General features: G+C 70.1%; 16 protein-coding genes and 3 tRNA genes. 10 read left to right on the top strand and 9 right to left on the bottom strand.

Annotation, left to right across the window (positions count from 1 at the left end; all coding sequences use genetic code 11):
* Positions 1 to 249 precede the first annotated feature (249 nt).
* The 5 genes from gyrA (at position 250) to ACFSE6_RS11690 (ending at position 4,034) form a co-directional block, all read left to right on the top strand.
* Entirely contained in the window at positions 250 to 2,847 is a 2,598-nt protein-coding gene (gene gyrA / locus ACFSE6_RS11710) for a DNA gyrase subunit A (RefSeq protein WP_388007651.1), read from the top strand.
* Positions 2,844 to 3,440, top strand: a complete 597-nt coding sequence (locus ACFSE6_RS11705) for a DUF3566 domain-containing protein (RefSeq protein ID WP_388006938.1) — start codon at positions 2,844 to 2,846, stop codon at positions 3,438 to 3,440. Before gyrA ends, ACFSE6_RS11705 begins: the two co-directional genes overlap by 4 nt.
* A 129-nt stretch (positions 3,441 to 3,569) precedes the next feature.
* Positions 3,570 to 3,643 (top strand) — tRNA-Ile (locus ACFSE6_RS11700).
* A 144-nt stretch (positions 3,644 to 3,787) separates the two neighbouring features.
* Positions 3,788 to 3,928, top strand: a complete 141-nt coding sequence (locus ACFSE6_RS11695; RefSeq protein WP_388006935.1) for a DLW-39 family protein — start codon at positions 3,788 to 3,790, stop codon at positions 3,926 to 3,928.
* Between the two features lie 33 nt (positions 3,929 to 3,961).
* Positions 3,962 to 4,034 (top strand) — tRNA-Ala (locus ACFSE6_RS11690).
* Positions 4,035 to 4,140: 106 nt separating this feature from the next.
* On the opposite strand, the gene ACFSE6_RS11685 is transcribed toward ACFSE6_RS11690, so the two are convergent.
* Positions 4,141 to 5,031, bottom strand: coding sequence for a hypothetical protein (locus ACFSE6_RS11685; RefSeq protein WP_388006932.1), 891 nt, complete (start codon positions 5,029 to 5,031; stop codon positions 4,141 to 4,143).
* Positions 5,032 to 5,196: 165 nt separating this feature from the next.
* Here ACFSE6_RS11685 and ACFSE6_RS11680 point away from each other — a divergent pair, with 165 nt between their 5' ends.
* Both ACFSE6_RS11680 and ACFSE6_RS11675 read left to right on the top strand, forming a co-directional pair.
* Entirely contained in the window at positions 5,197 to 5,718 is a 522-nt protein-coding gene (locus ACFSE6_RS11680; protein WP_388006929.1) for a peptidylprolyl isomerase, read from the top strand.
* Positions 5,719 to 5,728: 10 nt separating this feature from the next.
* Entirely contained in the window at positions 5,729 to 6,568 is an 840-nt protein-coding gene (locus ACFSE6_RS11675) for a rhomboid family intramembrane serine protease (RefSeq protein ID WP_388006926.1), read from the top strand.
* 284 nt (positions 6,569 to 6,852) lie between these two features.
* Here the strand turns inward: ACFSE6_RS11675 and ACFSE6_RS11670 are convergent, their stop codons facing one another.
* Complete coding sequence (locus tag ACFSE6_RS11670; RefSeq protein ID WP_388006923.1) at positions 6,853 to 7,155, bottom strand: cell division protein CrgA; 303 nt, start codon at positions 7,153 to 7,155, stop codon at positions 6,853 to 6,855.
* Between the two features lie 132 nt (positions 7,156 to 7,287).
* Between ACFSE6_RS11670 and ACFSE6_RS11665 the strand changes: the two genes are divergently transcribed.
* Both ACFSE6_RS11665 and ACFSE6_RS11660 read left to right on the top strand, forming a co-directional pair.
* On the top strand, positions 7,288 to 8,028 hold the full coding sequence (locus ACFSE6_RS11665; protein WP_388006920.1) for a DUF881 domain-containing protein: 741 nt from the start codon (positions 7,288 to 7,290) through the stop codon (positions 8,026 to 8,028).
* 67 nt (positions 8,029 to 8,095) lie between these two features.
* Positions 8,096 to 8,725, top strand: coding sequence for an aminodeoxychorismate/anthranilate synthase component II (locus ACFSE6_RS11660; protein WP_388006917.1), 630 nt, complete (start codon positions 8,096 to 8,098; stop codon positions 8,723 to 8,725).
* Between the two features lie 92 nt (positions 8,726 to 8,817).
* Here ACFSE6_RS11660 and pknB read toward each other — a convergent pair whose 3' ends face one another.
* The 7 genes from pknB to ACFSE6_RS11625 are packed head-to-tail and all read right to left on the bottom strand — an operon-like array spanning position 8,818 to position 17,656.
* Entirely contained in the window at positions 8,818 to 10,737 is a 1,920-nt protein-coding gene (pknB, locus tag ACFSE6_RS11655; RefSeq protein ID WP_388006914.1) for a Stk1 family PASTA domain-containing Ser/Thr kinase, read from the bottom strand.
* Positions 10,730 to 12,223 carry a serine/threonine-protein kinase gene (locus tag ACFSE6_RS11650; protein ID WP_388006911.1) on the bottom strand — a complete coding sequence of 498 codons (1,494 nt, stop codon included), beginning with the start codon at positions 12,221 to 12,223 and terminating at the stop codon, positions 10,730 to 10,732. The genes pknB and ACFSE6_RS11650 overlap by 8 nt, the downstream gene beginning before the upstream one ends.
* A complete protein-coding gene (locus ACFSE6_RS11645; protein WP_388006908.1) occupies positions 12,220 to 13,680 on the bottom strand; it encodes a peptidoglycan D,D-transpeptidase FtsI family protein in 1,461 nt (486 codons plus the stop codon). The genes ACFSE6_RS11650 and ACFSE6_RS11645 overlap by 4 nt, the downstream gene beginning before the upstream one ends.
* On the bottom strand, positions 13,677 to 15,131 hold the full coding sequence (locus tag ACFSE6_RS11640; protein WP_388006905.1) for an FtsW/RodA/SpoVE family cell cycle protein: 1,455 nt from the start codon (positions 15,129 to 15,131) through the stop codon (positions 13,677 to 13,679). Before ACFSE6_RS11640 ends, ACFSE6_RS11645 begins: the two co-directional genes overlap by 4 nt.
* Entirely contained in the window at positions 15,131 to 16,459 is a 1,329-nt protein-coding gene (locus tag ACFSE6_RS11635) for a PP2C family protein-serine/threonine phosphatase (protein WP_388006902.1), read from the bottom strand. Before ACFSE6_RS11635 ends, ACFSE6_RS11640 begins: the two co-directional genes overlap by 1 nt.
* A gap of 12 nt (positions 16,460 to 16,471) precedes the next feature.
* Positions 16,472 to 16,942, bottom strand: coding sequence for an FHA domain-containing protein FhaB/FipA (locus ACFSE6_RS11630; protein WP_388006899.1), 471 nt, complete (start codon positions 16,940 to 16,942; stop codon positions 16,472 to 16,474).
* 3 nt (positions 16,943 to 16,945) lie between these two features.
* On the bottom strand, positions 16,946 to 17,656 hold the full coding sequence (locus tag ACFSE6_RS11625; protein ID WP_388006896.1) for an FhaA domain-containing protein: 711 nt from the start codon (positions 17,654 to 17,656) through the stop codon (positions 16,946 to 16,948).
* Positions 17,657 to 18,051: 395 nt separating this feature from the next.
* Between ACFSE6_RS11625 and ACFSE6_RS11620 the strand changes: the two genes are divergently transcribed.
* Positions 18,052 to 18,135: transfer RNA gene (locus ACFSE6_RS11620), tRNA-Leu, on the top strand.
* Positions 18,136 to 18,235 lie beyond the last annotated feature (100 nt).

The raw sequence follows: 18,235 nt of genomic DNA, 5'->3' as shown, positions 1-18,235 counted from the left end.
GGAGCGAGCTTGCGAGCACCGCAGATATGTCCCGTGGGTTCTGCCATATGAGGAGCGAGCTTGCGAGCACCGCAGATATGTCCCGTGGGTTCTGCCATATGAGGAGCACCTGACCGCGGGTGCCGGCACCCGACCTCCACCGACACATGAGTCACCAGAAGAACTGAGAGACACCCTGTGACCCAGCCTCCCACCGGAGATACGCCCGACCACGCCACCGGCAGCGACGGCACCGAGGACGTTGTCGCCGTGCGCGACAGGATCGAGCGTGTCGACCTCCAGGTCGAGATGCAGCGCTCGTACCTCGACTATGCGATGTCCGTCATCGTCTCGCGTGCGCTGCCGGACGTCCGTGACGGCCTGAAGCCGGTGCACCGCCGCGTGCTCTACGCCATGTACGACGGTGGCTACCGCCCGGACGCAAGCTTCTCCAAGTGTTCGCGCGTGGTCGGCGACGTCATGGGCCACTACCACCCGCACGGGGACACAGCGATCTACGACGCGTTGGTTCGCCTGGTCCAGCCCTGGTCGATGCGGCACCCGCTGGTTACCGGCCAGGGCAACTTCGGGTCGCCGGGGAACCTCGGGGCGGCGGCCCCTCGGTACACCGAGTGCAAGATGGCGCCGCTGGCCATGGAGATGGTCCGCGACATCGACGCCGAGACCGTCGACTTCCAGGACAACTACGACGGGCACACCCAGGAGCCCACCGTCCTGCCGGCCCGGTTCCCGAACCTGCTTGTCAACGGCTCCGAGGGCATCGCCGTCGGTATGGCCACGCGCATCCCGCCGCACAACCTGCGTGAGGTGGCCGACGGCGTCCAGTGGTTCCTGCGCAACCCCGAGGCCACCAAGGAAGAGCTCCTGGGCGAGCTCATGCTCCGGATCAAGGGCCCGGACTTCCCCACCGGGGCCACGGTGCTGGGCACCAGGGGCATCGAGGAGATGTACCGCACGGGCCGCGGCTCGATCACCCAGCGAGCCGTGGTCGAGGTCGACGAGATCGACGGCCGTCAGTGCCTCGTCGTGTCCGAGCTGCCGTATCAGGTCAACCCGGACAAGCTCGCCGAGAAGATCGCCGACGGTGTGCGGGAGGGCAAGCTCGCGGGCGTCGCCGACATCCGTGACGAGTCCTCGGGGCGCAACGGCCAGCGCCTGGTCATCGTGCTCAAGCGCGACGCCGTGGCCAAGGTCGTGCTCAACAACCTGTACAAGCACACCCAGCTGCAGGACAACTTTCCGGCGAACATGCTGGCCCTGGTCGACGGCGTGCCGCGTACGCTCAGCCTCGACGGGTTCGTCCGGCACTGGGTGAACCACCAGATCGACGTCATCGTCCGGCGCACGCGGTTCAAGCTCCGCAAGGCCGAGGAGCGGATCCACATCCTGCGGGGCCTGCTCAAGGCGCTGGACGCGCTCGACGACGTCATCGCCCTCATCCGGCGTTCCCCGACGGTCGACGAGGCACGCACCGGCCTCATCGAGCTGCTGGACATCGACCAGGTCCAGGCCGAAGCCATCCTCACGATGCAGCTGCGGCGGCTGGCCGCCCTGGAACGGCAGAAGATCGTCGACGAGTACGAGGCGCTCGAGGCGGAGATCGCCGATTACCACGACATTCTGTCCTCACCCGAGCGCCAGCGCACCATCGTCGGTGAGGAACTGGACGCCGTCGTCGCTCGATACGGAGACGAGCGGCGCACCACGATTCTCCCGTTCGACGGCGAGATGAGCGTCGAGGACCTCATCCCCGAAGAAGACATCGTGGTGACCATCACCCGCGGCGGTTACGCCAAGCGCACCCGGGTGGACAGCTACCGTTCCCAGCGCCGCGGAGGCAAGGGTGTGCGTGGCGCCCAACTGCGCGAGGACGACATCGTCGAGCACTTCGGGGTGACGACGACGCACCACTGGCTGCTCTTCTTCACGAATCTCGGCCGGGTCTACCGCGCCAAGGCGTACGAACTCCCGGAAGGTGGGCGTGACGCCAAGGGGCAGCACGTGGCGAACCTGCTGGCGTTCCAGCCGGGCGAGACCATCGCCCAGGTGGTGCCGCTGCGCGACTACGACCAGAACGACTACCTCGTCCTCGCCACCGAACGGGGCCTGGTGAAGAAGACTCGCCTGCGCGAGTACGACTCGAACCGTACCGGCGGTGTCATCGGCATCAACCTGCGTGAGGACGAGGACGGCAACCCCGACCGGGTGATCGCCGCCCGGCTGATCGACGCCACCGACGACCTCCTGCTCGTCTCCCGCAAGGGTCAGTCGTTGCGGTTCACCGCGACGGACGAGGCGCTGCGGCCGATGGGCCGGGCGACGTCGGGCGTGACCGGCATGAAGTTCCGCGACGGTGATGAGCTGCTCGCCATGGACGTGGTCCGCGACGAGTCCCAGGTCTTCGTGGTCACCGAGGCCGGCTTCGCCAAGCGCACCTCCGTCGCCGAGTACCGGGTCCAGGGCCGTGGCGGTCTGGGCATCAAGGTGGCGAACCTCGTGGAGGAGCGCGGCGACCTGGTCGGCACGCTCATCGTCGATGACGAAGACGAGGTCCTGGTCATCATGGGCAGCGGGAAGGTCGTCCGTTCTGCTGTGTCCGAGGTCAACCTCACCGGCCGGAACACCCAGGGTGTGACCTTCGCCCGACCGGACAAGGGCGACCGCATCATCGCCGTCGCCCGGAACGTCGAACGTGAGGTGGATGCCGAGGTCGGGATCGAGCCGACCGGCGCCACCGCCGAGTCCGGAGCCTCACCGGCGGAGAGTGACGCGGTAGCGTCGCGGATGGACGACGGCGACGCGACCAGCGCCGCGGACACCGAGGGCACTGACGGAGGACAGGCATGAGCAGCACGACGTCCGGTGGGCCGAGCGCCCCACCGCCGCCTCCGGGCGAGGACCCGGGGGACACCGCCCCGCGCACCCAGAGCCTGCGGCAGAGCCTGAGCGAACGCATCGGCACCCAGACCGCGGGCTCGGCGGAGTCCGCGGCCGACAGCCCACGCACGAGTGCGGCGCCTCCGCCTGCCGACTCCGATCCGGCCGGGGGTGCGGGCAGCGCCTCCCGGCCCGTCGCGGCCGGCCCGCGGAAGGTGCGGCTGTCGATCTCGCGGGTGGACCCGTGGTCGGTGATGAAGCTGTCGTTCCTGTTGTCGGTGGCGATCGGCATCATGATCGTCGTCGCCTTCGCCGTGGTGTGGCTGATCCTGGACGCCATGCAGCTCTTCGCGGCCGTCGAGGACCTGCTCGAGTCGATCGGGTCCGAGGACTTCCTCGCCCTCATGGACTACCTCGAGTTCGATCGGGTCATGTCTTTTGCCACGATCGTCGCGGTCTTCGACGTCCTGCTGCTGACGGCGCTCGGCACCATCATGGCGTTCCTTTACAACATCACGGCGGCGCTCGTCGGCGGTCTGCACATGACCCTGACCGACGAGTGAGCCACCCTCCCGTGAATCTCGTCACCAGGCCGAGTTCTCGTTTGGGGCGCCTTGGCCCGGTGGGATAGTCTTGCTCGGCGCGCACCGCGCACGACCCCCCGCGACCGGCACGGTCGGACGGGAACGTCGGGGCCTATAGCTCAGTCGGTTAGAGCGCTTCCCTGATAAGGAAGAGGTCGCTGGTTCGAGTCCAGCTAGGCCCACCCACCTGCGCGCGAGTCGTCACCCGTGTGCCCACTCGTCACTGTGGTGCCGAGTGGTCAGTCTTGTGCCGACTCGTCGTTCGTGTGCCGCGGCACTTCTGTGAGCGCGTGTCGGTCTCCTGCGGGCCGGATAGAGTTGAGGTCATGAAGAGGGCACTGCTTATCGCCGCGGCGGCCGCCGCCGGATACGTCGCCTGGATCAAGGTCCGTCAGGATCGTGAGGAACGCGACCTCTGGGCCGAGGTCACCGACAGCTTCGGGGAGACACCGCCGGCCCGGCGATGACGTAGCATCTTTGCCTGCGCCGTCCGGGCGCAAGGGGCCATGGCGCAATTGGTAGCGCACCTGCTTTGCAAGCAGGGGGTTACGGGTTCGAGTCCCGTTGGCTCCACCCTTTCGACGTCACCGCTGCGAACGGGGTGATGCAGACGCACGTCAGGCCCGGCTCCTCGGAGCCGGGCCTGATCGCTGTGGTGTGGTGTGCCAGCTGCCGCTGGTCAGCTGCTGCTGGTCGTACCGCCGCTCTCGGACGAGCTGCCCGGGGAGCGCTTGTCGGCGGCATCCTTGGCCTCGTCGGCCTTGGCCTGAGCCGTCTCCGCGGCCGTACCAGCGGCGCCGGCCGCCTTGGCCTTGGTCTCGTCACCGGACTGAGCAGCCTGCTCGCGCGTCTCGGCCGCCTTCTCCTTGACGTCCTCGGCCTTCTCCTTGACGGTCTCGCTGACCTTGCCGGCGGCCTCGGTCGCGCGATCCTTGGCGGTGGCGGCCGCATGGCTGATCTTGTCGGTCGCGGACTGGCTGGAGGTCGGAGCGGGCGCCGCCGAGTCGTTCCAGTACTCCTCGGCCCACGGATCGTCGAGGGGCTGGCTGCGGCGCCACAGCAGATACCCGGCCCCGGCAGCCACGGTGCCGACCACGACCCATCCGAGAGTCTTGGCCACGCCGCGGCTCTTCTTCGGCGGCTTCGAGAGCGCCTCCTTGGCGGCAGCGCCCGCCTTGCCGGCCTTCTGGCTGATCCCGTTACCGCCGGACGCGGCCTGGGCGGCGTCGTGCATCGCCTTCTGGACCCGTGGCAGGTAGTCCTCGGTGAGCCGCTCGTAGGCGTCGTCGACGGCCGGCCGGACGCGTTCGGTCGCTTCCTCGACCTTGGGGGCGGTCACGGCGACCGTGCGCTTCCACGCCTTGTCGACCCGCGGGCCGGCCCAGTCCGCGGCGGCCTCGACCCGCGGGGTGGCCCACTCGCGGCCCCGCTCGGCGAGCTCGGCGGCCTGTTTGCGGTAGTGCTCGGCCTGCTTGGCGGCAGCACCCGCCTGCTCCTGCGCGATCGCGCCGAGTTCGGCCGCTTGCTTGCGCACCTTCTCCGACTCGATCTTCTTGCGCTTGCGCGACATGTGCTCTCCCTGCTCGTCTCGAAGGACAGTCCGGCAGCGACCGGAGGTGGTACCGCCAGTGCTACAGGGCACCATCTTGCACGCTTTCCGGCTCAGATGCTTGTGCGAAGCTCAGATCGCCGCCATCGGCCGCCCGATCTGCCGCGACATGCGAGGATCGTGGGCATGGAAGCGACTCTGCACACCACCGCCGGAGACATCACCGTCGAGCTGTACCCCAACCATGCGCCGAAGACCGTCGCGAACTTCACCGAGCTGGCCACGGGGTCGCGGACCTGGACCGATCCGGAGACCGGCGAGGAGACGAACCGCCCGTTGTACGACGGCGTCATCTTCCACCGGGTCATCCCGAACTTCATGATCCAGGGCGGTGACCCGCTCGGCACCGGTACCGGTGGTCCCGGCTACCAGTTCGACGACGAGATCCACCCGGAGTTGAACTTCACCGAGCCGTACATGCTCGCGATGGCGAACGCCGGCAAGATCGCCGGCCGCGGCACCAACGGCTCCCAGTTCTTCATCACCACCGGTCCCACCACCTGGCTGCAGGGCAAGCACACCATCTTCGGCAAGGTCGCCGACGACGCCTCCCGCGCCGTCGTCGACCAGATCGGGTCCACCGAGACCGGCCGCAACGACCGGCCGGTCGAGGACATCACCATCACGTCGGTGACCGTCAGCGAGTAGTTCTCCGGGCATGGCGTATCAGTACGGCACCGGCGAGCCGCAGATGCCGGTGTGTCCCCGGCATCCGGACCGCGTCTCCTACGTCCGCTGCCAGCGGTGCGAACGGCCCGTATGCCCGGAGTGCCAGCGTCCGGCCTCGGTCGGCGTCCGGTGCGTCGACTGCGCCCGGCAGGCGCAGGCCGCGGCGCCCCAGGTGCGCACGACGCTGGGCGGCCGCAGCCGCTCCGGTCGGCCGGTCGTCACCTTGACGATCATCGCCGTCTGCGTGCTCGTCTACCTTGCCCAGCGCCTTCCGGACGTGACGGGGATGTTCGCCTTCACGCCCGCCCTTGCCGAGGGAGAGCCGTGGCGCTTCCTCACGGCGGCCTTCCTGCACGGCGGCACCCTCCACCTCGCGCTGAACATGTACGCCCTGTGGATCATCGGCACGGCGCTCGAGCCGGTTCTCGGCCGATGGCGATTCACCGCCCTCTACCTCCTCTCCGCGCTCGGCGGCTCGACCGCCGTGCTGCTGCTGGCCAACCCGGTGGAGCAGTCGTGGGGCACGTACGTCGTCGGTGCCTCCGGGGCGGTCTTCGGTCTGTTCGCCGCGATCTTCATCGTCATGCGGCGGTTCGGTCGCGATGCCACCCAGATCCTCATCCTCCTCGTCATCAACTTCGTCCTCGGGTTCATCATCGCGAACGTCTCCTGGCAGTCCCACCTCGGCGGCGCCGTCGTCGGCGCACTCCTCGCGGTGGTCTACGCCTACGCGCCACGGGAGAACCGCACCGCGCTCGGCGTCGCGGCCACAGCCGTCATGGCCGTGCTTCTTCTCGGCCTAGTGGTACTCCGCTACGCCGCTCTCTGAGCCTCGTCATCCGGGCGAACCACATCCATGTGATTTTCCACGGCTGTGTGCACACCTGTGGACAGCCGTCATGCCCTCCATCCCCAGGTGTGGACACACATGTGGAGAACTACACGGTTGATATTCGTCGCGTGGCCGCCCTGGGGCGCGCGAAGGCGCAGGTCAGAGGGCTACAGCGGAGCGGGGTCATGGTCCGGCCGTCCCGCGGTACATACAGCACACCCCGCCGCGGTCGCGCGGCGGGGTGTGGACGAGCGGTCGACGACGGGGTTGAGGATCGCCGTTCAGCGCCACTTCAAGGTCATGAAGAACCCAATGAGCATCACGCCGAATCCGATGGCGAGATTCCAGTTTCCGATGCCGGGAACCGGGGCCTCACCACGCAGGAGATAGGTGAGGACGACGCAGATCAGGCCGATGACCATGAGGGTGACCATCGTCGGCGCCCACCAGCGAGGGCTGTGCATCGGGGCCGACGTCGGCGCCTTGCGGGGCCGCTTGTCGCCGCCCTCACGCGCCGCCTTGGTCGCCGCAGGCCGCTCCTTGGCCTCGGACGTGGGCTTCTTGCGCTTCTTGGGCTCGGGCATGCACCTACTCCTCACGGGTCGGACGGCACGCACACTCCGGCGAGTGGTGCACCTGTCCGGCTACGGGATCGGTGACCTAGCGTAGTCTCACCAGCGCGGTGGCACGGTCTCGGCCGCGCGGGGAGGGGAAGCGTGAGCGAGTCTGCTCCCGGAGCGCCGCGGCCACGGAGGCGCCGGATCTCCGTAGGCACCGGCGTCGTCGGGCTGCTCGCCGGGCTGCTCGTCGCCACCAACGCCTCGATCTTCGCCGGCGAGAACACCTCGCGCGAGCCGCAGGACCTCCAGGGACTGGCGCGGGCCGAGACCGAGCGTCTGGAGCAGATCGAGGCGGAGAACGCCGAACTACGGGACGAGCTCGAGGCGGTCGCCGGTCACGGGACGGACGCGGCAGGTCCCGGTGACCAGGAGGTCTCGGCCGCATCCGCCGGGCTGGAAGCCGTGGCGGGACCGGGCCTCGAGGTTCAGCTCTGGGACGCGCCGCCACTGCCGGACGAGGACTCCGGCGACTTCGCCGCGGACGCGCTCGTCGTGCACCAGCAGGATCTCGAGGCTGTGATGAACGGTTTGTGGGCAGGTGGCGCGGAGGCGATGTCGGTGCAGGGCCACCGGGTGGTGACCACCACCGGTGTGCGCTGCGTCGGCAACGTCCTGCACATCGCGGGCCGGACCTACTCCCCGCCCTACGTCATCCGGGCCGTCGGTGAGCCCGAGCAGCTGCGCGACGGCTTGGAGTCCTCCCCCGGGGTCCAGGTGTATCTCCAGTACGTCGAGGCGGTCGGCCTCGGCTGGTCGGTCACGGAACAGTCGGAGATCGAACTGCCCGCGTACACCGGCCCGTTGGCGTTCCAGCATGCGGAGCCGGTGACCGACTGACGCACCGCCGGGGGTCCGGTGCGAGAATGGGGCTCTGCCGCACCGTCCCTGCCTGTGGAGCGTCCCGATGAGCCACATCCTCGTGGTCGACAACTACGACAGCTTCGTCTACACCATCGTCGGCTACCTGCAGCAGCTCGGCGCCGAGACGACCGTCGTGCGCAACGATGCCGTCGAGGACGTCTCCGGCACAGTCCGGCGCTACGACGGCGTCCTCGTCTCGCCCGGTCCAGGAGCACCCAAGGAGGCGGGTGCCTCGATGGAGGTCATCGAGGCGTGCGCATCCGCGGGCGTTCCCATGCTCGGCGTCTGCCTCGGGCACCAGGCCCTCGGTGAGGTTTTCGGCGGGGTCGTCACCCACGCGCCGGAGCTCATGCACGGCAAGACCTCGCAGGTGGTCCACGACGGCACGGGCGTGCTCGACGGTCTGGCCAGTCCGTTCACCGCCACGCGGTACCACTCGCTCGCCGTCGTCCGCGAGACCGTGCCGGAGGAGTTGGAGGTCATAGCCCGTACCGGCGGCGGCATCGTCATGGGCCTGCAGCACCGCTCGCTGCCGTTGTCCGGTGTGCAGTTCCACCCGGAGGCCGTCCTCACCGAGGGCGGTCACCGGTTGCTGGCGAACTGGCTCGCGGTCACCGGCGACGAGCGCGCGGTGGCCCGATCCGAGGGCCTCGCCCCGCTCGTGCGCCGTTAACCAGGGCGCCCCGGGCCGCGGTACCCGTCCGGACTCCCGATCAGGCAGGTGTCCCGGTTCAGTCAGGTGTCCGAGTCGGGTCGCAGCGGTGCTCAGCCGTCGCCGGGTCCGAGCAGGCTGTTGCCCGGGCTCGTCGGGTTGTTCCCGCCGTTCCCGTCACCGCCGTTGCCGCCGCCGTCGCCGTTGCCGCCGCCGTCGTTCCCGTTCCCGCCGTTGCCGTTGCCGCCGGTGGGCTCGTCCGTCGGCTCGTCTGTCGGTTCGTCGGTGGGCTCGTCCGTCGGCTCCTCCGGCTCGACGGCGACAGTCAGCGTGACCGTGGTCCCCCGCTCGACGATGCCCGCAGGATGGGACTGCTCGAGCACGGTTCCGGGGTCGAAGTCACCGGACTCCTGCTCCTGGGTCTCGTACTGCAGATCACGGGACTCCAGCTCGGAGATCGCCTCCTCCTCGCTCATCCCGGTCAGATCGGGCAGTTCGACGAGGTTGCTCACGATGGTCAGCGTCACCGCCGTCCCGGGCGGCACAGTGGATCCGGCGCTGGGGTCGGTGGCCATGACCGTGCCGGGCTCGCGATCCGGATCCTCCCCCGACTCCTCGCCGCCGAGCGTCAGGCCCGCCTGTTCCAGGGCCGTGCGGGCCTGGTCCGACGTCATGCCGATCATGTCCGGCACGTCGACGTCCTCCGGCCCTGAGGAGAAGACCAGCCGGACCGTGCTGCCCTCCTCGACGGACTCACCCACCGAGGGGTCCGAGGAGAGGAACAGCCCTTCCTCGACGTCGTCCGAGGGTTGCGGCTCCTCGATGGCGGCCTGGAGGTTGACCGACTCCAGCTCCTGACGGGCGTCGACCTGGTCCATGCCGGTCATATCCGGCACCTCGACCATCGTCGGTGGAGGCGGCTCTTCCTCCGCCGTCGGATCGAGGAGGAACCAGGCGATGCCCGCGGCTGCGGCGATCCCGAGCAGGGCCAGGAGCCAGATCCACCAGCGGGACTTCTTCTCCTCGTCCTCCTCCGGATCGGTCCGCTGCTGCGTGGCCACCCCCGTGGTGGGCGTCCTGCTCATGGCGCGGGTGGCCTGGGCCGGGGTCGCCGCGGCGGCGGGCGCGGCAGCCGCCGCGGACCACACGGCCGTGGCGGGCGCCTCGACGGAACCGCCCCGGACCGCGGCGAGCAGGTCGCTGCGCATGTGCGCAGCGTCGTCGTAGCGGTCGGTGCGATCCTTCGCGAGCGACTTCAGGACCACCCGGTCGAGCACCTCCGGGATGTCCGGGGTGACCTCCGAGGGCGCCTTCGGGATCTCCCGCACGTGCTGATAGGCGACGGCCACGGCGGAGTCGCCGGAGAACGGCGGCTGCCCGGTGAGCAGCTCGTAGAGCAGGCATCCGGTGGAGTACAGGTCGGAGCGAGCGTCGACGACCTCGCCGCGCGCCTGTTCCGGCGACAGGTACTGCGCGGTGCCGACGACGGCGTGGGTCTGGGTCATCGTCGCCGCGGAATCGGCCATCGCCCTGGCGATGCCGAAGTCCATCACCTTCACCTGTCCGGTGGGGGTGAGCATGATGTTTCCCGGCTTGATGTCCCGGTGGACGATCCCTTCGCGGTGGGAGTACTCCAGGGCGGAGAGCACGCCGGTGGTGATTTCGACCGCCTCGTCGATCGGCACCGGGTCTCCGCCGGCGAGCAGGTTGCGCACGGTGTGGCCCTCGACGTACTCCATGACGATGAACGGCACCGCCACCTTGTTGCCGTGGGCGTCGGCGACCTCTTCCTCGCCGGTGTCGTAGACCGCGACGATCGCCGGGTGGTTCAGCGCGGCCGAGGACTGTGCCTCGCGACGGAACCGGGCCTGGAAGGTGGCGTCCCGGGCGAGGTCGGAGCGCAGCACCTTGATCGCGACGGTGCGGGAGAGGCGGTTGTCGTAGCCGATGTGGACCTCGGCCATGCCGCCGCGCCCGATCAGCTCGCCGACCTCGTAGCGCCCCGAGAGAACCCGGGGTATCTCGTCAGCCACTAGTCGTCCTCACGGTGCTGGGGGTGAACATCATGCTCGGCGGTCCGGCGCCGTCGCGATCGGCGCCGACCAGGCTACCTGCGCCCGTGACCGCCACGAGGACCAGCATGACGAAGAGCACGGTGACCACCACGGTCATCGTGACCAGCCACACCCGGTCCGCCGAGAGTTCGCGCCACGTCGGGAGGCGACCGCCCAGCAGCCGACGCCGCGTCTGTCCTCGAGCCGGCCGGCCGGGCGCCTGTCGGCGGTTCCGTGGCTCGGGCCGGGCCGGAGCGGCGGCGCGTCGACCGGAACTGTGCCGGGAGACCCCCGCCGGCAGGGCCAGGCGCTGGACGACGGCGAGAGCGCCCTGGCCGGGCGCGCGTCGCCGCGGCGTCGCCGGTGGCGTGGTCGCTCGGCTTGTGGGCGGCATTGTCGGCCGCGCCGCGCCCGGGGCGGCGGCGTGCCGTGAACCCGCGGCGTCTGGTCCGCGCCGCGGGTCCTCGGTGCCGCGGTGCGCCGCGGGCCTCCGGGACGGCTCATGTGCCGGTGGTGTCTGTGGTGCTGCCGGGCGCGCCGCCGGCGTATGCGGGACGTCGCCCGTCAGTTCGGAGAGGACCTCCTCGAGCTGATGGGCGCAGGCGAGCGCGGAGGCGGTCCGATTCCCCGGGTCCTTGGCGAGCATGCGGGTGACGGCGGCGCCGACAGGTTCCGGGACCCAGCCGGGTAGATCGGGGACCGGCTCGTTGACGTGCGCGAAGGCGATCTCGACCTGGCTGGCGCCGGTGAACGGACGCTCGCCGGTCAGGCACTCGTACGCCAGCACGCCGAGGGCGTAGACGTCACCCGCCGGCGTGGCGGGCCGGCCGGTGGCCTGCTCGGGCGGCAGGTAGTGCGCCGTGCCCATGACCATGCCGGCCGAGGTCATCGGGGCCTGGTTCGCTGCCAGAGAGATGCCGAAGTCGGTCAGCTTGACCACGCCGTCGGGCGTGATCATCACGTTGGCCGGCTTGACGTCGCGATGGACGACCCCGGCGGTGTGGGCGGCGTGCAGTCCGCGGCAGGCCTGGGCGAGGAGGGGCAGCAGCTCCTCGGATGAGAGCGTGCCTTCACGGCGCAACCGCTCCGCGAGTGTCTCGCCGGTCACCAGTTCCATGACGAGGAATCCGGATCCGTCCGCCTCGCCGTGGTCGAGCAGCATCGCCAGGTTGGTGTGCCGCAGACCGGCCGTGTTGCGTGCCTCCGTCCGCAGTCGGGCGAGGAACTGTTCGTCACCGACGAGCTCCGGCCGGAGCACCTTGACGGCCACGACGCGGCCGAGGCGCCGGTCCAGCGCCTTCCAGACCTCTCCCATGCCGCCGACGGCGATGCGCTCGGTGAGCTCGTACCGCGCACCGAGGACGAGGCCGATCTGCGGAGTCGGCGCGGCGGCCGAGCCGCGCGCCCGCGGCCCGTCCGGGGCGGCTCGGTGCGCGGCCGGCCTGATGGAGTTGTCCACGCTCATCCTGACCCCCCTGACAGGACAGCCTGCATGACCTCGCGCGCGATCGGGCCCGCGGTCGAACCGCCGTCGCCCCCGTTCTCGACCAGGGCCGCGACGGCGACCTCCGGCCCGTCCCCGGCGTCGGCGAACCCGATGAACCACGAATGTGCCTCGACGCCCTCGCTCACCTGCGCCGTGCCCGTCTTGCCGGCCACCGTCACACCCGGGATCTGGGCGGCGGTGCCGGTGCCGTTCTCGACGACCTCGACCATCATCGTGGACAGGGCGTCCGCGGTCTCCGGCGAGACCGACTCGCGCAGAGTGCGCGGCTGGGTCGAGGACACCTCCTCCAGGTCGGCCGTGAGCTCGCGGGCGACGAGGTAGGGCTGCATCTGGGTGCCGTCGTTGGCGACAGCGGCCGCGACCATGGCCATCTGCATCGGCGTGACCCGCACGCTGGCCTGGCCGATCCCCGACATCGCGAGCTCGGGCGGTGTGGGATCGTCCGGGAAGCGCGAGGGCGTCACCGACTGCGGGACGTCGAGGTCCTCACCGAAACCGAACGCCTCCGCCTGCTCGCGCAGCGTGTCCTCGCCCATGTCCATGGAGAGCTGACCGAACGTCGTGTTGCAGGACTGCCGGAACGCCTGGGTGAGCGTGACCTCGCCGGAGCCGTCACCGCACGGCAGCCGCTCGGGGTTGTAGATCACGTGGCTCGTCTGAGGCAGGTCCAACGTGGTCGGGCCCGGAACCATCGCGTCGGGGCCGGCCACCTCGCCGGACTCGAGGGCTGCAGCCGCCGTGATGACCTTGAACGACGAGCCGGGTGGGTACTGGTCGCCGCCGATCGCCCGATTGGTCAACGGGCTACCCGCATCCTGCGAGGTGTACTGCTCGTAGGCGGCGTCGGCGTCCTCACGCACGTGAGTGGCCAGGGCGTTCGGGTCGAACCCCGGCGTGGAGACCATCGACAGGATCGCTCCGGTTTCCGGGTCCAGGGCGACGACGGCGCCGCGCCGGTCCCCGAGTGCGTCGGCCGCGGCACGCTGGGCGTTCGGGTCGATCGTCAACTCGATGGCCCCGCCCTGAGGCTGGTTGCCCGTGACGAGCGTCTGGATCCGCTGGAGCAGCAGCGAGCTGGAGGTGCCGTTGAGCACCTCGTTCTCACTCATCTCCAGCCCGGTGAGTCGGTTGTGCGCCGTCGAGAAGTACCCCGTGACGTGGCCGTAGAGCTCACCGTGCGGATAGACGCGCTGGTACTCGTAGTTGTCATCGACCGGCTCGGAACGGGCGACCGCCTCACCGGCGACGACGATCGGTCCGCGGTCGCGGCCGTACTCGCGGTAGACCGTCCGCACGTTGCGCGGATCGGCGTTGAGTCGGTCGGCCTGGAAGAACTGGACCGACGTCGCCCCCATCATGAGCGCGAGGAACATGACGACGACAACGGTCGCCAGACGTCGGATCGGGCGGTTCACAGCCGCACCACCTCTGTCCTGCTGTCGTCACCGGGACCGGGCCCGCCGCGTCGCCCGGGCTCACCCGGCCCGTCTGCGCCGTCGTCCGGGCAGCGCCCGCCGTCGTCCGTGATCGGCTCCAGCGGGGGCGCGGGCCGCCGCGCGGAGTCCGAGATCCGCAGCAGCAAGGCGATGATGATCCAGTTGGAGACCAGCGAGGAGCCGCCGGCCGCCAGGAACGGGGCGGTGAGCCCGGTGACCGGGATGATCCGCGTGATGCCGCCGACCACGACGAAGACCTGGAAGGCGAAAACGAACGCCATCCCGGAGGCGAAGAGCTTGCCGAACCCGTCGCGCACGCCGATCCCGGCGCGCATGCCGCGCTCGGCGACGATGAGGTACAGGAGCAGGATGACGAGCAGCCCCACCAAACCGAGCTCCTCGCCGAGCGCGGCGATGATGAAGTCCGAGCTCGCGTAGGGCACCGTCTCCGGATATCCCTGGCCGAGGCCGGTGCCCATGAGCCCGCCGGAGGCCATGCCGAACTGGCCGCTGACCAACTGGCCGGACCCGCCGGGTGAGCGGTTGTAGACCTCCGGGTCGTAGGCGTTGAGCCAGCCGTCGAAGCGCGCGCCGACGTGACCGAACAGTTGCGAGGCGGCCACCGCGCCTGCGGCGAAGAGGACCAGGCCGAGCAGGATCCAGCTCAAGCGTTCGGTCGCCACGTAGAGCATGGCGACGAACAGCCCGAAGAACAGCAGCGAAGTGCCGAGGTCGCGCTGGCCCACCAGGATGACGATCGAGGTGCCCCACGCGAGCAGGATCGGCCCGAGGTCACGGATGCGAGGGAACTGCAGCCAGAGGATCCGCGGGCCGGCCAGGGTCAGGGTGTCGCGTTTGGTGACGAGGTACCCGGCGAAGAAGACGGCGAGCACGATCTTGGCGATCTCACCGGGCTGGAAGGACAGCGGGCCCAGGTGGATCCAGATCCGTGCTCCGTTGATGGTGGTGCCGATGAGCGGCAGCAGCGGGAGGACGAGCAGCACCAGTCCCGCGACCATCGCGGTGTAGGTGTAGCGGCGCAGCACGCGGTGGTCGCGGATCACCCAGAGCGTCGCGACGGCGGCGGCAGCGCCCACCAACGTCCACATGAGCTGCCGGTCCGCCGCCCCGGACTCGCCCGTGGCGAGATCGATCCGGTAGATCATCGCCAGGCCGAGCCCGTTGAGGGCGACGACCACGGGCAGGATGACCGGATCGGCGTACGGCGCCTTCCAGCGCACCAGCAGGTGGATGACGACGGCGAGCACGGCGAGGCCGCCGGCGCGGGTGGCCAGGTCCGCGGGCAGCTCGCCGTCGATCGCCAGGGCGACCTGGGCGTAGGCGCCGACGGCGATGAGCAGTGCGATCACGAGCAGGCCCAGCTCGGCGGCTCGGCCGGTGCGGGGGCGTTCGTGGGTGACGACGGCCATCAGCCCGCCCCCGTCGTCGACTCGTCAGGTGAGGAGCTCTCGGCGGTGGGCGAACGACCGGGCGAACGGCCGTCGGTGGGGCTCTCCCCGTCTGTGGGCGTCTCGTCGTCGGGTGTCGGCGTGGGCTCCGGGACGGAGTCACGCAGGGTCTCGACGACCTGCTCGGCCTGCTCGAGAGAGGACCGCGTGATCGGTGTGGTGAGCCGGTCCTGGGCGATCGGAGGGAGCTCGTCGACGCGCAGATCGGTCCGTTCGTGCAGGGAGGCGAGTCGGAGCGGGCCGAGTTCCTGGGGGATGCCGCGGTAGACGGCGACGTAGGCGCCGTCGGTGGCGACGAAGTACTGCGTCTGGGTCCACGAGTAGCCGGCGTAGCCCAGGCCGGTGAGGGCAGCGAGCACGAGCACCGTCGCAACGATGCGACCGACCCAGCGGCGTCCGCGGCTCGGCCGGTCCAGCTCGTCGTCGTCCTCCGCGGTTTCGGCCGGGGACGCGGTCAGCGCCGCGGCACGGGCGGCCGCCGACGAGCCGCCGCGGCTGGCGCGCATGCGCGCGTTGGCCGCGGCACCGACCACCTGGGGGGTCGTGTCACCCTCGGCCGGCCCGTCCTCGTCGACGACGTCGGCGACGACGCAGGTGACGTTGTCCGGAGCGCCGGCGCGCAGGGACAGCTCGATGAGGGCCTCGGCGCAGCTGCCGGGTTCAGCGACGCCCTCGAGCGTCTCCGCGATCGTCTCGTGCGAGACGAACCCGAAGAGCCCGTCCGACGCGAGCAGCCACCGGTCTCCCGCGACGGCCTCCCGCAGCGATTCGTCGAGGTCGACCTCGCCCTCGCTGTCGCCCAAGGCCCGCAGGATGACGTTGCGCTGGGGGTGCTGCTCGGCCTGCTCCTCGGTCAGGCGGCCGGTGGAGACGAGGTACTGGACGAAGGTGTGATCCTCCGTGACCTGGGCCAGGTCGCCGTCCCGGAGCAGATAGGCACGGGAGTCGCCGATGTGGACCATGGCGAGCTTGTTCCCCGAGCGCAGGATCGCGATGCACGTGGTGCCGAGGCCGGCGAGCTCGGGGTCCGCCTCGGAGCGGGCCATCAGCTCGTCGTGCGCGTCGTTGATGGCGGTGCGCAGCAGATCGAGGAGGTCGTCCGCCCCATGGGCGTCGTCGAGCTCAGCCAGGTGGGCGACGGCCACCGAGGAGGCGATGTCACCGCCGGCCGGGCCACCCATGCCGTCCGCGAGGACGAGCAGGTGCGGTCCGGCGTACCCGGAGTCCTGGTTGACCGAACGCACCAGCCCGACGTCCGAGCGGGCCGCGAAGCGCAGTTGGATGCTCATGCGCTCACCCGCTCACCGCCGCAGCTCCAGGACGGTCTGCCCGATGCGGACTGGCGTGCCCGGCGGCACCTGCACCGGCGCCGTCAGTCGCTGATCGCCGACCACGGTGCCGTTGGTCGAGCCGAGATCCTCGATCCACCAGCCGCCGTCCTGCGGGAAGAACCGCGCGTGGCGGTTGGAGGAGTAGTCGTCGTCGAGGACGAGGGTGCAGCCCGGCGAGCGGCCCACCAGGATCGCGGACGGCCCCAGCGGGATGGTGGTGCCGGCCAGCGGCCCCTGAGTGACGACCAGGCGCGTGGGTGCGTTGCGTGCCGGCCGCGCCCCACCGTTGTCCCGGCGCGAGGACCGGCTCCGTCCGGGCCCCCGTGAATTCACGCGTGTGCCGAACAGGTCCTTGCGCAGCACGTTGAGGGCCGCGAGGACGAACAGCCACAGCAGGACCAGGAACCCGAGACGCAGCAGGGTGACGATCAGTTCGCTCACGGCTCACCCGCCGTCGTCATCGGGGTCGGCGCCGGTCCAGAACATGATCTTCGTGCGGCCGACCGTGATCGTGTTGCCGTCGACCAGGGTGGCGGCGTCGATGCGGTGACCCTCGACGTAACTACCGTTCGTCGATCCGAGATCGGTGGCGATGACGCCTGCCGGGGTCACCTTGATCTCGAGGTGCCGCCGCGAGACGCCGGTGTCGTCGACGACGACGTCGGCCTCGCTGCCGCGGCCGATGACGGTCACCGGGCCGGTCAGCAGGTAGCGCTCGCCGTCGATGTCGATGATCGGATGCCGGGAGGACGGCTTGGCGGCCGTGGCCGGCGCCACGGCTCCGCGGCGGGTGGCGGAGCGGACGGTGAAGCGGCCGGTCGACAGGGCCTCGTCCTCGATGAAGTGGACCTCGACCGGCCCGACGAAGGAGTAGCGCTGGGAGGCGGCATGCTCGGTGGCGACGTCTACCATCTCGTCCGCGAGAGCGTCGGCGCCGAAGTCGGTGACCTGCTGGTGGTCGGCGTTCGACAGCTCGACGGTGAACTCGTTGGGCACGACCGTACGTCCCCGGGAGACGGGGGCGGCGCGATCGTCCATCTCACGGCGGATGGCTGAGGCGATCTCGACAGGCTTGACCTCGCTGCGGAAGGCTTTGGCGAACGCCGCCGAGAAGAAGCGTTCCACGCCCTTCTCGAAGCGATCGAGGACACCCATCGAGTACTCCTTCCCGGGGCGAGGCCCGGATCGTGTCCGGCTGGCGCCGGCTCTGCGGGCACAGGTCCCGTCCGTCCGTGCCGGACTGGTGTCCGGGCTGGGCGAACGGCAGGCATGCGCCCAGCAGGACGATCGTAACGATCGTGGCCGCATTCTCTCGGGTGGCGCGGCCGATCAGCGCGGCGTCACCCCTGGACCCGCTGCCACTCGACGTACTGACCGTTCTCGTCGACGTGGATCGGGCCTTGTCCGCGCCGTGTCAGAAGAGATGTCTGCCGTCCTGCCCGGCTCGCGGGCCCGGACGCGGGCGTGTCCGGGATCACCCGGCTGTGGTCTGTCCGGGCGTCGTGGATGCGGCGGGCTGCGTGCTACCGTTTTCTCTGCTGTTCACGCATGCGCGAGTGGCGGAATAGGCAGACGCGCACGGTTCAGGTCCGTGTGTCCGAGAGGACGTGGGGGTTCAACTCCCCCCTCGCGCACGTTGTGATGTCTCAGGACATCGGAATGGCCCGGACCCACGGTTTGTGGGTTCGGGCCATTCGTCATTTCGGTAGTGGTGTTGTCTGTGGCTGATAGTTG

This window comes from Georgenia deserti (assembly GCF_042680605.1).
GTDB lineage: Bacteria > Actinomycetota > Actinomycetes > Actinomycetales > Actinomycetaceae > Allobogoriella > Allobogoriella deserti.
Note: the sequence above shows the minus strand (reverse complement) of the source record. Positions and strands in the feature narration are given on the sequence as shown.